Here is a 12,950-nt window from a genome sequence, read left to right on the forward strand (position 1 = left end):
TATGGCTATTAATTTACAGAAAGGTCAGACGATTAACCTGAGGAAAAATGACCGCGGAGAAGATGTTTATGATCTTTCCACTGTTACCATAGGTTTGGGATGGGATGTGCGTAAGCAAGGCGGGTTTTTCAGTAATCTATTCAATAAAGAAGCAGAATATGATCTGGATGCTGTTGCATTTCTTCTGGATAGCAATGGAAAAGTTGCCAATATGGGAAGCACTGTACAGAGAGCTAACGGAAAGCAGATTGTGCTCTATGGCGGAGATGTTATTTATTTCAATTCTATGCGGCATCCGAGTGGACAAATCTGGCTGACCGGTGATAACAGAACCGGAGAAGGCGATGGAGACGATGAGCAGATCATTGTGAAATTAGATAAGCTCGACCAGCGTTATCAGAAAATTATATTTGTAGTCTCTATTTATCAGGGAAATACCAACAGGCAACATTTTGGAATGATTGAGAATGCATTTATCAGAGCTGTAGATGCAAGAGGAAAAGAAATCACAAAATTCAGCCTTTCCGGTGATGAAAGCCTGAATGGAATGTGTTCCATGGTTTTTGCAGAAGCTTACCGGCACAATGGTGACTGGAAATTCAGAGCGATAGGAGAACCTTACAGAACAGATAATTTTATAGAGGTTCTTGTACCTTATACCTACAGATAATAAGAAAGTATGCAGTTTCGCATACTTTTTTCAGTTTGAAAATCTCATCATATAAGAATACTCATCCTCATCAATGATTTTAAATCCCAGGCCAGCATACAGGCTCTGGGCTTTGTTGGTCTTTAAAACACTTAAAGTTATTGGCTTCTGAACCGATAAACCTTCTTCAATAATGTCTTTTAAAATAGTTTTTCCTATTCCTTTGCCTTGTTGCCTGGGATCAATCTGAATTTGTATGATTTCTATTTTGTCTGCACTCCGGTCTGTTTTTAACAGTCCGATTGGCTCATCATTCAGAAGGATAATTTGAGCATTGTCAAACCGGTATTTTATTCGTTGAAGATGGAATTCTTTATCTGTGGGAAGATTTGAGCTTGAAAGATGTTCATTCATTGTTTTTATTCTTAGATCGAGTAAAAAATCAATATCATTTTCTGAAGCTTTCTTAAATTGTATGTTCATTATGCCATTTATTTTTTGTTTAAATTCCTTCCAAAATAAGAAAATAAAATTTTAATTACATAAGAACTATCCTTCCTTTTCTCTGTGTTTGTTATGTCCGGCATTTTCGGTGCAATAAGTCCATACATCAGCTCTATGTTGAGGAAGAAAACACATCACCTGTAAGTTGATCACTGGAAAGTATGATGGCTGTCACTGGTATATCTGTTTTTTACATAAGCATCTTTAATTTGTTCAGTCCAGGATTCAATGTTTTCCGGAGTTGGCCTGTCAGCTTTATCAAAAAAGAAATGATGGTTGATTTCAAAACCGGAATAAACGAAAATTCCTGTATCAGAAGTCAGTGAGAGGGCCTTATCCATTCCGATGCGTTCATATTCCTGGTTGGATTTTCCGTGAGTATTGATGATCACTGCCTGTTTTCCGGTTAATAAACCTTTTTGAATTCCCTGATCATACCGGTAAGCAAAACCATAGCTGAAAACCCGGTCAATATAGCCTTTCATGATAGCGGGCATTCCCGTCCACCAGATCGGGTAGATAAAAGTGACATGCTCTGCCCAACTGATATAATCCTGCTCACATTTTACATCTTCTGAAACTTTCCCCATTCGCTGTCCGTGCATATCTTCAGGAGATAGAACGGGATTGAATTTGATCTGATATAAATCCCTTACCATAGTTTCATGATTTTCCGATTGCAGGCCTTCAAGTACCGTATTTAATAAATAATGGTTTAAACTGTTTTCGTTTGGATGTGCATAAATAATTAAATGTCTCATTGTTTCTACTTTTTTGTAATTGTACAGGACAAAAATAGAAGAGCTGGGGTTTCAGAAATTGTAAGAAAACGAAATGGTTTATCCTGATTTAGGATTGCAGATATCCTGTTGAAATCTGAGATACCGGGAAGGAGAAAGGTGCAGGAAATGTTTAAAATCATGAATCAGCTGGCTCTGATCATAATAATTGCAGGCACTGATTATTTCGAACCATTCGACCTTCTGGCGTTGTGCTATATTTTTTTCAATCAGCTGTATTGCCTTTAGAAAACGGTGGTACCGGTTGATTTCCTTTGAAGAATAGCCAAACTGTTCCTTCTGTTTAAGCTGAATATTCCTTTCACTTTGCCGGGTTTGTTCTGCAATGATTTTCACCGGATTTAAATTTTCCTCTTTAAAACGGCTTAAAAGCTTAGCGGCCGCCTCCTGATCCTGCAGATATAGTTGACAAAATTCAAGAATATGACTTACTTTTTCCGTTGCGGGATAGATGGCGGAAAGTTCATGCCACAAATCTGTAAAACAGTTTTCATTTAAAAGATGATCAGGATGTACTACAGAATGTTTTTCTATAACGGCTTTTCCAAAGAACCGGTAAAAGGCATCATCTTTAAAATTGGCGGCTAAAATTGAGGTTTTTGAAGGTAATGTATAATTAAAAGCCTGTCTGACCGGACCAAAAGCAATACATTTGTCAACTTCTACTACAGTATTTTCTTTGGTCACCATAGTGGCATTTTCTCCGAAACAAAATAACAGAATGGTCTGATAAGTAGGGAGTAGTGTTTTGGTGACCGGCTGTTCCGTATTGTTTTCTGCAAAATAGAAATGAGAAAATACACTTTCAAATTCGGCAGGAACTGAAATTCTGGAATGGGTATATTCTTTTTCTATTTCCGGCATAATTTATCATCTAAGCATCATGAAGCTTAATAATCGAACCTTTATAAAACTTGGTAGAATCATACAGATCCGAAAAATAATTATAAATATTTTTCTGAGATGCATTTTCCAGGATCAACCCTTCGTTATTGGCTTTGAATTGTTCTTCTGCAAAGGAAAATAACATTTTGTGTTCTGTTTTCAGAAAATCGGCTACAATATTCTGGTCATCTTTTTGCAACATAGCTGAATAAAATATTCCGTAAATCAAAAATCGGTTGAATTCTTCAGCATCAACTTTATAATTTAAATGCCGCTGAGAATATTTTTCATAATCCGAAAGAATCTGTTGAAAGCTTTGAACATCAGACGTAGCCGGTATTTCATAAAACAAATCGATCCCATTAATGAAAAGCTGGGTTTTCACCTCTTCGCTATCCGAATGATAGTTATTGCTAAACCATGAGAAAATATTCAGTAGCTCTTCCTTGGTAAGGTTTTCTACGGAGTCTTTTACTTTTTGTTTGATGATTTCAAGGCTGGCTTTTTTATCGTCTTCTAAAAAATCGAGTACACTTTGTTCTTCACGGCAGAGTTTATTGTACAGATTGATCTTAGCAACGCTTGGGTTTGGTTTTATAAAATAAAGTTCTTCTGCCATATGGGTGTAATCATATTTAATTATGTGGTGGTTTTGTACAATATTTTCTATACTAAGGTAAAGAAAATTTATCCTGTTCAGGAGAAAATATTAAATTCTTTTTATGCTTCCCTTAGTATATTTATGATTATGAATCTGGATAAATTTGCAAATAATAGATAGACTTATCTATTTTTAGCGTAGATTTGTAAAAAGAAAATAAGATGAAAAAAGAAAAAGTAAAAGACCGCATTATCAGGGTTGCGTCTGACCTTTTTTATAAGCAGGGCTTTAATTCTACGGGAATCAACCAGATCATTGCTGAGGCAGACATTGCTATCGGATCGTTATATAACCACTTTTCATCAAAAAATGAACTGCTAAAGGCTTATCTCCTTAAAGAAGAGCAGGAATGGTTTTCCGGTTTTGAAGAATATTCTGCTAAACTTTCAACGCCTGAAAATAAGATCCTTTCATTGGTGGATTACCGCAAAAAGCTGCAGGGTTCATCCAAATTTGCAGGCTGTCATTTTATTAAAATCATTTCAGAGATTGGTGACGGCAACCCTGTAATTTCTGATTTTGTAAGGAAGCATAAAGAAAAGCAGAAAGCACTTGTTAAAGATCTGCTTGTTCAGTACAATGAAAAAAGAAAATCAATTGACGAAGAAGAAACAGTGGAAAATATTTTTTTACTGTTAGAAGGGGCTGTTGTAATGTCAACGATTAATAAGAGTACGGATTCATTTGATCACATTAAAAAAATAATCCAGGGCTTATTGTCTTAATTTTTTACCTATTTAAAAATAGATATATCTATATAAAAATGAAATCTGATTCACTGAAATTAATTGTTATACTTTTCGGGCAGTTGTTGACGATCATGGATATTTTTATCATCAATGTCTCCATTCCGTCTATTCAGCACGATATTGAAGCATCTAACGGTGAAATGCAGCTGATAATCTCTTCTTATCTTATCGGATTTGCTTCTTTCCTGATTACGGGTGGAAGGCTGGGTGATTTGTATGGAAGGAAAAAAATATTCATCATCGGGTTGCTGATGTTTATGCTGAGCTCTATAGGTTGCGGATTAGCTGCCGGTTCTGTATTGCTTATTATTTCAAGGTTTGTGCAGGGATGCAGTGCGGCTTTGATGTCTCCACAAGTATTATCAATGATCCAGATTGTATTTTCAAAACATGAGCAACGGACAAAAGCAATGGGATGGTACGGAATCACTATAGGAGCCGGGACAATTCTCGGGCAGTTTTTAGGAGGATATTTTTCATCCCTGACCTTTATGAAAGAGCCATGGAGACTTATTTTTTATATTAATATACCTGTTTGTTTACTGGCTGTATTTTCAGGAATCCGGATATTGAATGAATCTAAAACGATGTCAACAGGAAAGTTTGACAGGATCGGAGTTGTTTTGTTGGCTGCAGGGCTTTTTAGCTTTACATATGCTCTAACAATGGGGGAGCATAAAGAGTTTGGAATGATCAATATCATTCTGATCATTATTTCCGTTAGTATCTTAATTTATTTTATCAGGAACCAGAAGAGTAGAATGAACAAAGGAAAACCTTATCTGATGGACTTAAAATTATTTTCATTCAAAAACTTTAACCTGGGAATTCTGGCAGTTTCCTTTTTCTTTATCATGCTTGATTCTTATTTTTATATTCTCGCCCTGTTTTTTCAGGAGGGATTGAAAATTAATCCGCTGGCCTCCGGGGAGATTATTGTTTTTCAGGGGATGGGTTTTATTTTGGCTTCCGTGGTTTCTCCTCAGCTTATTTTACTTTATGGCAAGAAATTTCTTATTTCGGGATTAGGTGTTATTATCTTTATTCTGATTCTTCAGGGCTGTTTATTTACAGCCAAGGCTCCTTTTTTACTGTTATATCTGATCCTGTTTATTCATGGGTTAGGGGTTGGTTCTGTTATTCCTTCACTGGCTAATATTGCATTGTCAGAAATTCCCGGAAAGCTGGCCGGAAATGCTTCCGGAGTTTATATCACATTCCAGCAGATCGCTGCTATAGCTGGAATTATTCTTATCGGAAGTATTTTTTATTATTTTCTGGGTACTGAACCTTTATTTGATGATTACAGAAAAGCTTTTGAGATCACGTTATTCACTAATATTATATGTGTGATTATTGTGATCATTTCAATTGTAAAAACGCCGGCTGACCTGCTGCTTAAAAGAAAATGACAGCTTTACGGCTGTCACTCTTGTTATTTGAGATATTGTTCTATTGCTGCTTCAATCTGATCGAGATCACCCATTTTCCTGGATATGATTTTACCGTTACTGTCAACAAGGATTTGTAGCGGAACTACTGAAGCGTTGAGCTTTTTGGGAAATTCTTTATTCAGATCAAAATAGTTTTTCCAGCTGATGTTATTCTGATGCAAAATTTTATCTGCACGTTCCATCCGTTCCCTAGTCTGATCATCGGCAATGCTGATGAAATTGACCCCTTTATCTTTATATTTTTCGCGTAGCTTCACCAGATTGGGTAAATCTTTAATGCAGGGGTGGCAGGTGCTTGACCAGTAATCAATCAATGTCAGTTTATAATTCGAAAAATCAGTTTTGGTAATACTGTCTGTGGAATTAAGCTGCATGTCAGGGAAGCTTCCTCCGGAAGCCGTAAGATTTTCAAGAACCAACATTTTGTCGAGCTCCTTATAGCTGTATGTGTTTTTTAGTTTATCCGAAAATAAAGCTAAGCTTTTCAGATAGATTTTATTGAAACCATGCTGGGAAAAATCACTGACGATCTCCCAGAAAGCGGCATAGGAATTCGGATTTTTCCTGATATGGATTTGTAATAATTTTTGCTTGTTTTCAATATCTTCAGGATTGTTTTCCTGAAAAGGTTTTAATTTTTCATCTGCTGTTTTCAGATTTTCTTTCAGCTTTTTATATTCTGCATTGGTAATAGAGGCAGACTCTAAACTGTAATCAAGGTCTTTATTTTTAATCTGGATCTTTTGGCTGCCTTTTTCCACGAAAAATATTTTTGAAGAATAGCCGCCGTTTATTGCTGCATCATAATAAGAAATTACGAAAGGCTGAGGATAATCTATAGTTCCTGAAATACTGTTTTCAGGTTTGATCCTGATTGTTGTGGTGCTCATTTTTTTTCTGAAGGCCACATTTTTATTCTCGTCTATAGTCAGATGATAAAGGCTGAAAATATTGACCATGCTCATAGGCGGAGCCATATACAGAGAATCCTTTTCGAATTGAGGGGCATTGATTTCTATTTTAAAATGGGTCTGGGCAAAAGCTATTGTAGATAATGAAATAAGGAATACCTGTGAAATTTTTTTCATGGATGATGTAAAGATTTGTAACGTAAAGATATGCTTTTACCCAATAGGTGAGAGGATTTAGGCAATAAAAAAGGCCATAAAAATGACCTCTGTATAATATTATTACGATAGGAATTTTAAAAATCCATCACGGTATCCAGTCCCCGCTTCAGTCCTGTGAATGTCCCGATTTTTTCAATGGCCAGCAAAGCTCCTTTTACATAAGGCTCGGCGCTGGTTCCGGAATCGTGTCTTATGATTAATTTTTCATCTTTCAAACCGAAAATCGTTTCAACGGCAATCACATACCCCGGCAGCCTTACCGAATGTACATGTACCCCTTCCATCTCTGCACCACGGGTTTCTTTTTCACCGATCAGCTGATCAGTGGGAACATAAACGGTTGGCTTCTGAATCTGGGCAAGGCGGTGTGCCAGCTCTCTTACCGTACCGCTTGGAGTATCAATTTTATGCTCATGGGCATAATCGATGATTTCGTAATTGGGAATATATTTTGCTGCTATTTCTGCAAATTTCTGTAAAAGCACAACAGTGATTGCAAAATTTCCTACTGCCAGAACAGAAGTTTTATTTTCATTTGCTGCCTTTTCTATTTCTGAATAATCTTCCGTAGTTAATCCCGAAGTTCCTACAATTACTCTTTTGCCTCTTTTTAAAGCAGCCAGGATATTGGTTTTGGCGATATCCGGTTTGGTGTAATCAAATAAGACATCAAAATCTACTGAATCAAGGGCTTTTTCTATTGTATCAAATACCGGAATTTCTTCATTTCCCAGATTAAGTATTTCTGCTAAATTTTGTCCATTGTGGGAACGTGATAAGCCGCCTGCCAGTTTCATTCCCTCCTGTTTAAAAACGCCTTTGCTCAGTTCGGATCCGGCCCAGCCTGTGGCTCCTGCAATGAATACTTTGATCATGATATTTTTTGTTTAAGTTAAAGATAATTTTTTATTCCACTTCAAAAACAGCCTGGATTTCTACTGAAGAATTCACAGGAATCGAAGATGCCCCAAAGGTTGCCCTTGCATGTTTTCCTCTTTCCCCGAATACTTCGACAGCAAGATCTGAAGCCACGTTCATTAAACTGGCGTGTTGGGTATAAGTATCCGGGGTATTGAAAATTCCTGTTAATTGCACACAACGTTTTACACGGCTCAGATCTCCACCTGTAGCCTCATTTAAAACTGATAATACATTCAGCATGGTCACTTTTGTTGCCTCTTTTACCTGTTCTTCACTGAGATCTGTACCCAGTTTTCCAGGGTTTAAAATTTTACCCTCTTTTAAAGCGATCTGGTTGATGAAAACCAGGTTTCCCGAACGCACAAAAGGCCGATAATTTCCTGCCGGTTTGGGCACCTGTGGCAGAACGATCTGTTTTTGCTTTAGAACAGAAGCAATATCAGTTACTTTTTCACTAACCGGGATTTCTTTCTTTGAAAATGTTCCTTTTAAAGCAGAAACCACTTTTGCAAAATTTTCTCCCTGCAATCTTGCTATATAACGTTCGCTTTCACTTGGACGCTCAGAGTTTTTTATGGAAGTAAGGCTCATTACTCCCAGAACTGTATTTCCCTGAGGGGTATTTTTATCTGTTTTTTCAAAACCACGGATTCCGTTTGAAACCAGTATCATCCCGTGAACGGCCAGGCTATTCCAGAAAGACTGTATCGCCAATTCTTTTCCTGCGCCACTTCCTGCTGACATAAAAACCGTTGCCGGCATTCCTTCCAATGAATGATTCGTCCATAAACCGACTGTTTTTGACAAAAATTCGCTCATCCCCGTACTGATATTCCCGAAGTAGACCGGAGATCCGAAAGCGATACCGTCGTAAGAAGGTAATTCTTCCACAGTTGCTACAGGAATATTTTTCAGCTTCGGATAGGAAGAGGCTTTTACCTGTTTGATAACTGCCTGCCCGTTTCTTTTGCTTTCAATTCCGGCTGCTATTTCTTTAGCCAGCTCATAGGTACCGCCGTTGTCAGAATAAAAAAGAACCAGAACTTTTGCTTTGTGTTCCTGTGCCGTCATAGCTTGGGTCATGATTAATATTAATAATCCGGTTAGAATTCCGTACCAGTTTTTCATAATTTTTTGAGTCTAAAATTCAGATGCAAAATTAATAATGACGTTTTTATTAAATTTGCCAAAAACAATATGCAGAACGCCAATGCTAAATGTGGACTGATTGAAGAAAATAAAGGCTTTTATACAGATAAAATATCAAATGAGGCTTTTGTCTGGTATGAGAAAAACTGGAAGCATGATGAGTATGATCATTTGCATGAGCGTGCCCAGCTGACATATGTGGAAGAAGGCTATCAGTATTTTCATATCGATCAGAAAATTTACCTGGTTCCGAAAAATCATGTCATCTGGATTCCCTCGGATGTAAAACACCGGACAACCTCTGAAGCGAAAACAGTGAATCTGATGCTGATTTTATTCAAATTGGTTTTTAAAAAAGATTTTTTCCAGAGTGTTCATGTTTTTCCGGCGCCTCCGGTTTTAAAAGAAATGCTTTTATATGCCTCAAAATGGAATAAAGTACACAGAGAGGATGAAGAGCAGACGGCTTTTATGAAAGCTTTACTTATCAGTCTTCCCAATTTCTGTGATGAAAGCTGCTTCCTGGAAATCCCTGTTCCGGCTGATCAGCGTTTGGTTCCCGTTTGCCATTATATCAACAGCCATTATCAGTATAATTTAAAGGTTGATGATCTGGCAGATATGGCTAAAATGTCTGTGCGGAGCCTGCAGCGGATCTTTAAGCAGGAAACTGGTATTACTTTGCAGAAATATCACCAGCTTATCAGGATTTTAAAAAGTATAGAGCTTATCGACGCACAACAATATACTTTGAGTGAAATAGCTTTCAGGATAGGGTATAAAAGCCTGTCTGCATTCACCAATTCTTATGTGTCGGTTATGAAAACAGGACCTAAAACGAAGAAATAGGATTTCTAGTCTCCATAGGCAACAAGGCTGCATTCAGCCTGGATGGCAGCGTTTAATAACTGCATCAGTTTTTTTACATCCGTATCAGATTCCAGGTTCTTATCTGTAATAGCGTTACAGATTTGCTGTATTGTTTTCCGGTCCCATCTGAAATCTGAATAATAATCAAAATTCCGAGGTACGATTTCTTTGGATTGCAGCTGGCTAAATGTTCTGTCATCAAGATCTCCTGCGAATTTCAAATCCAGCTTATCAGGATAATCAGATGTTGGCAGATGATCCTTGATTGTATAAAAATCTAGCATAGTTGCAATGTTGTTATGGAAATTTGTTTAATTCTTACTTAATTTTTAGAAATTCTAAAGATTAAAATTAAGGAAAGATTAAAAAAGAAATATCACTTTATTTAATATTTTCCAACATGGCTTTGGTGATATTTTTTATTTGCATAATGATGTTGTTTGTTATACAAAGATGTAATTAATAATAATTACTATGTTATGCAATATAGTTATTTGTAATAAAGAATTCTGAAATGGTTTCAATAGATAAAAGGTGAGATCTTATTGCTTGTTTTCTCTTAACTGTATATCAAGAGTATTGAAGAAGGATTCAAACTTTAGTAAGTCTTTTTTATTAATCTGGGATTTTGCAATAATCAGTATTTTATCAGAAGACCTGAAAATATAATCATCTGAAATGCGGCTTACTTCTGTCAGGTCACTAATTCTGACCTCTTTTTTAGGAATTGAATTGACTTTGATCCTGTCTTTTGAAATTTCCATGTATTTGCTGAAATATTCATAGGCGAAATACAAAATGTAAAAAATTCCAACGGCTATTGTAATGGAAGGGCCCCATTGTGATGTATTACCATTCTCTAAAAAATAACTTGCTCCTATGATGATCCAGAGAATTCCTAAAATTAGATTAACAAAAGGTCTTTTATCAGGATATGCAATTTTCATTTCTGCGATTTTCAATAAAATTATAAAATTAATTTCTACAAAATGTGGATAGATAAGAATTTTATTTTGCCATCTTTTTCCTGATCTGGTTTTTCAGATCTTTAATGAAAGTTTTTGCAGCTTCTTTACGGTAAGCTTGTATTGAAAAATAAAAAGCTCTTGAATCTTTCAAAAGCTTTTTATTGTATTTTATCCAAATGCCCTCTTCAGCAGGCTTTCCACTCTCGGTTCACTGCCTCTGAAGCTTTTATACAGCTCCATTGGATCTTTGGTTCCGCCCGAAGAAAGAAGGACTTTATATTTTGCAGCGATTTCAGGATTGAAAATTCCGTTTTCCTTAAAATACCGGAAAGCATCGGCATCCAATACTTCCGCCCATTTATAGGAATAATACCCGGCAGAATACCCACCCTGGAAAATATGGGAGAAACTAGGGCTCATTGCTGTTTCCGGATTGGAAGGATAGAGCTGGGTTGCTTTTGTATATTGATCTTCAAACTCTTTTACACTTTCATTTTCCAACTCATCCACTTTGGTGTGGTACATCATATCCAGGATTCCGAAACCTAATTGCCTCATCGTCTGGTAACCTTCCATAAAGTTCTTAGATTGTTCGATCTTTTCGATCTTTTCATCGGGAAGCACTTCTCCGGTTTTATAATGCTTGGCAAAAGTTTTTAAGAATTCCGGCTCATAGCAGAAGTTTTCCAGAAACTGGGAAGGTAATTCCACGAAATCCCATTTTACAGAAGTTCCTGAAAGACCGGGATATTGGGTGTTTGCCAACATTCCGTGAAGGGCATGGCCAAATTCATGGAATAATGTGGTCACCTCCTGGAAAGTCAGTAAGCTTGGAGTATCTTTTGCAGGCTTTGTAAAATTACAGACAATAGAAATATGCGGCCGGGAATTTTCACCATCTTTTTGGTACTGATTTTTATAGCTGGTCATCCAGGCTCCGGCTCTTTTTCCTTTTCTCGGAAAATAATCTGCGTATAGAACGGACTTGAATTCCCCGTTTTCTCTTACTTCATACGTTTTTACATCTTCGTGGTATTTCGGGATGTCGTTTCTTTCTTCAAAAGTCAGTCCGAAAAGCTTCTGAGCCAATCCGAAAACTGCATCCTGAACCTGATTTAAAGGGAAGTAAGGTTTTAACTCCTCATCATTAAAGTCAAATTTCTGTTTACGGAGCTTTTCTGCATAAAAAGGATGGTCATAAGCCTGCATCTCTTCAATACCGTCAGCCTTTGCAAGGGATTTTAATTCTTCGATTTCAGTATGGGCATAAGGTTTTGCTTTTGTCAGGAGTTCATTTAAAAAATCCAGAACTTTGGCTGGAGATTTGGCCATCCTTTCTTCTAAAACAAAATCTGCATAATCATGATATCCTAATAATCGGGCTTTCTGTTGTTTTAAATTGAGCAATTCCTTGATCAGATTCTGGTTATCAAATTCTCCGCCGTCAAAAGATTTTTTGCCGTTGGCAAGAGCCAGCTCTTTTCTCAATTCACGGTTTTCAGCATAAGTCATAAAAGGAACATAGCTTGGATATTGTAAAGTAACTACCCAGCCTTCGAGATTTCTTTCTTTGGCTTCTTCAGCAAATTGATCGATGATGGCATCAGGAATTCCTGCGAGATCATTTTTATCTGTGATATGTTTGAAATAAGCATTGGTGGATGCCAGAACATTCTGTCCGAATTGCAGTGATTTTAAAGACAAATCCATATTGATTTTCTTTAATTTTTCTTTGTCCTCTTCATTAAGAAGGGCACCACTTCTTACAAAACCTTTGTAGGTCTCTTCCAAAAGCATTTGCTGCTCCTCATTGAGATGATACTTTTGTTTTTCGTCATAAACCTTTTTGATTTTGTTGAACAAAGCTTCATTCTGAGAGATTTTTGAAGAATATTCCGTTAAGATCGGGGAAACCTCCTGGGCAATCTGTTGAAGCTCATCACTGGTTTCTGCGGAATTTATGTTGAAAAATATGTTGGAAAGTACATCAAGTTTTTCTCCCGAATAAGCCAGCGCTTCAATCACGTTCCCAAAAGCAGGGTCTTCAGTATTGGAAACAATGGCGTTAATTTCATCCTCAGATTGCTGAATCAGCTCTTTAAAAGCCGGAAGATAATCTTCATTTTTAATTTGGTCGAATGGTGGGGTATGGTAAGGAGTATTAAAAATTTCTGTTAAAATATTCATCTTTTAATTTTTAATTAATGTAA

General features: G+C 36.7%; 14 protein-coding genes. 4 read left to right on the forward strand and 10 right to left on the reverse strand.

Going from position 1 to position 12,950, the window contains the following annotated elements:
• Window position 1: 1 nt before the first annotated feature.
• The gene (locus PMI13_RS03440; RefSeq protein WP_007840754.1) at window positions 2-670 is read left to right on the forward strand and encodes a TerD family protein; all 669 of its coding nucleotides are present in this window, start codon (window positions 2-4) and stop codon (window positions 668-670) included.
• A gap of 30 nt (window positions 671-700) precedes the next feature.
• Here the strand turns inward: PMI13_RS03440 and PMI13_RS03445 are convergent, their stop codons facing one another.
• The 4 genes from PMI13_RS03445 to PMI13_RS03460 all read right to left on the reverse strand — a co-directional run bounded on the left by PMI13_RS03445 (window position 701) and on the right by PMI13_RS03460 (window position 3,457).
• Window positions 701-1,132 (reverse strand): GNAT family N-acetyltransferase, encoded by a 432-nt coding sequence (locus PMI13_RS03445; protein WP_007840755.1) that lies wholly within the window; start codon window positions 1,130-1,132, stop codon window positions 701-703.
• Window positions 1,133-1,302: 170 nt separating this feature from the next.
• Window positions 1,303-1,914 carry an NAD(P)H-dependent oxidoreductase gene (locus PMI13_RS03450; protein WP_007840756.1) on the reverse strand — a complete coding sequence of 204 codons (612 nt, stop codon included), beginning with the start codon at window positions 1,912-1,914 and terminating at the stop codon, window positions 1,303-1,305.
• 78 nt (window positions 1,915-1,992) lie between these two features.
• Window positions 1,993-2,817, reverse strand: coding sequence for a helix-turn-helix domain-containing protein (locus PMI13_RS03455; protein WP_007840757.1), 825 nt, complete (start codon window positions 2,815-2,817; stop codon window positions 1,993-1,995).
• A gap of 10 nt (window positions 2,818-2,827) precedes the next feature.
• Window positions 2,828-3,457: a hypothetical protein gene (locus tag PMI13_RS03460; protein WP_007840758.1), complete on the reverse strand. Its 630-nt coding sequence runs from the start codon at window positions 3,455-3,457 to the stop codon at window positions 2,828-2,830.
• Window positions 3,458-3,660: 203 nt separating this feature from the next.
• On the opposite strand from PMI13_RS03460, the gene PMI13_RS03465 reads away from it, so the two are divergent.
• Window positions 3,661-4,224, forward strand: coding sequence for a TetR/AcrR family transcriptional regulator (locus PMI13_RS03465; RefSeq protein ID WP_007840760.1), 564 nt, complete (start codon window positions 3,661-3,663; stop codon window positions 4,222-4,224).
• 38 nt (window positions 4,225-4,262) lie between these two features.
• Complete coding sequence (locus tag PMI13_RS03470; RefSeq protein WP_007840761.1) at window positions 4,263-5,660, forward strand: MFS transporter; 1,398 nt, start codon at window positions 4,263-4,265, stop codon at window positions 5,658-5,660.
• Between the two features lie 23 nt (window positions 5,661-5,683).
• Here PMI13_RS03470 and PMI13_RS03475 read toward each other — a convergent pair whose 3' ends face one another.
• The 3 genes from PMI13_RS03475 to PMI13_RS03485 all read right to left on the reverse strand — a co-directional run bounded on the left by PMI13_RS03475 (window position 5,684) and on the right by PMI13_RS03485 (window position 8,881).
• Window positions 5,684-6,790, reverse strand: a complete 1,107-nt coding sequence (locus PMI13_RS03475; protein WP_007840762.1) for a TlpA family protein disulfide reductase — start codon at window positions 6,788-6,790, stop codon at window positions 5,684-5,686.
• Between the two features lie 116 nt (window positions 6,791-6,906).
• A complete protein-coding gene (gene dapB, locus PMI13_RS03480) occupies window positions 6,907-7,707 on the reverse strand; it encodes a 4-hydroxy-tetrahydrodipicolinate reductase (protein WP_007840763.1) in 801 nt (266 codons plus the stop codon).
• A gap of 31 nt (window positions 7,708-7,738) precedes the next feature.
• Entirely contained in the window at window positions 7,739-8,881 is a 1,143-nt protein-coding gene (locus PMI13_RS03485) for an NAD(P)H:quinone oxidoreductase (RefSeq protein ID WP_007840764.1), read from the reverse strand.
• Window positions 8,882-8,950: 69 nt separating this feature from the next.
• Here PMI13_RS03485 and PMI13_RS03490 point away from each other — a divergent pair, with 69 nt between their 5' ends.
• Window positions 8,951-9,751 carry a helix-turn-helix domain-containing protein gene (locus tag PMI13_RS03490; RefSeq protein WP_007840765.1) on the forward strand — a complete coding sequence of 267 codons (801 nt, stop codon included), beginning with the start codon at window positions 8,951-8,953 and terminating at the stop codon, window positions 9,749-9,751.
• 5 nt (window positions 9,752-9,756) lie between these two features.
• Here PMI13_RS03490 and PMI13_RS03495 read toward each other — a convergent pair whose 3' ends face one another.
• The 3 genes from PMI13_RS03495 to PMI13_RS03505 all read right to left on the reverse strand — a co-directional run bounded on the left by PMI13_RS03495 (window position 9,757) and on the right by PMI13_RS03505 (window position 12,927).
• Complete coding sequence (locus PMI13_RS03495; RefSeq protein WP_007840766.1) at window positions 9,757-10,056, reverse strand: hypothetical protein; 300 nt, start codon at window positions 10,054-10,056, stop codon at window positions 9,757-9,759.
• A gap of 258 nt (window positions 10,057-10,314) precedes the next feature.
• Window positions 10,315-10,719 carry a hypothetical protein gene (locus PMI13_RS03500; RefSeq protein WP_007840767.1) on the reverse strand — a complete coding sequence of 135 codons (405 nt, stop codon included), beginning with the start codon at window positions 10,717-10,719 and terminating at the stop codon, window positions 10,315-10,317.
• 189 nt (window positions 10,720-10,908) lie between these two features.
• Window positions 10,909-12,927, reverse strand: a complete 2,019-nt coding sequence (locus PMI13_RS03505; RefSeq protein WP_007840768.1) for a M3 family metallopeptidase — start codon at window positions 12,925-12,927, stop codon at window positions 10,909-10,911.
• Window positions 12,928-12,950 lie beyond the last annotated feature (23 nt).

The organism is Chryseobacterium populi, assembly GCF_000282115.1.
Lineage (GTDB): Bacteria > Bacteroidota > Bacteroidia > Flavobacteriales > Weeksellaceae > Chryseobacterium > Chryseobacterium populi.

Coding starts and splice junctions, on each gene's coding strand:
- PMI13_RS03490 (WP_007840765.1), top strand. CDS start 8,951: ATGCAGAACGCCAATGCTAAATGTGGACTGATTGAAGAAAATAAAGGC.
- PMI13_RS03500 (WP_007840767.1), bottom strand. CDS start 10,719: ATGAAAATTGCATATCCTGATAAAAGACCTTTTGTTAATCTAATTTTA.
- PMI13_RS03495 (WP_007840766.1), bottom strand. CDS start 10,056: ATGCTAGATTTTTATACAATCAAGGATCATCTGCCAACATCTGATTAT.
- PMI13_RS03450 (WP_007840756.1), bottom strand. CDS start 1,914: ATGAGACATTTAATTATTTATGCACATCCAAACGAAAACAGTTTAAAC.
- PMI13_RS03445 (WP_007840755.1), bottom strand. CDS start 1,132: ATGAACATACAATTTAAGAAAGCTTCAGAAAATGATATTGATTTTTTA.
- PMI13_RS03475 (WP_007840762.1), bottom strand. CDS start 6,790: ATGAAAAAAATTTCACAGGTATTCCTTATTTCATTATCTACAATAGCT.
- PMI13_RS03470 (WP_007840761.1), top strand. CDS start 4,263: ATGAAATCTGATTCACTGAAATTAATTGTTATACTTTTCGGGCAGTTG.
- PMI13_RS03465 (WP_007840760.1), top strand. CDS start 3,661: ATGAAAAAAGAAAAAGTAAAAGACCGCATTATCAGGGTTGCGTCTGAC.
- dapB (WP_007840763.1), bottom strand. CDS start 7,707: ATGATCAAAGTATTCATTGCAGGAGCCACAGGCTGGGCCGGATCCGAA.
- PMI13_RS03505 (WP_007840768.1), bottom strand. CDS start 12,927: ATGAATATTTTAACAGAAATTTTTAATACTCCTTACCATACCCCACCA.
- PMI13_RS03455 (WP_007840757.1), bottom strand. CDS start 2,817: ATGCCGGAAATAGAAAAAGAATATACCCATTCCAGAATTTCAGTTCCT.
- PMI13_RS03460 (WP_007840758.1), bottom strand. CDS start 3,457: ATGGCAGAAGAACTTTATTTTATAAAACCAAACCCAAGCGTTGCTAAG.
- PMI13_RS03440 (WP_007840754.1), top strand. CDS start 2: ATGGCTATTAATTTACAGAAAGGTCAGACGATTAACCTGAGGAAAAAT.
- PMI13_RS03485 (WP_007840764.1), bottom strand. CDS start 8,881: ATGAAAAACTGGTACGGAATTCTAACCGGATTATTAATATTAATCATG.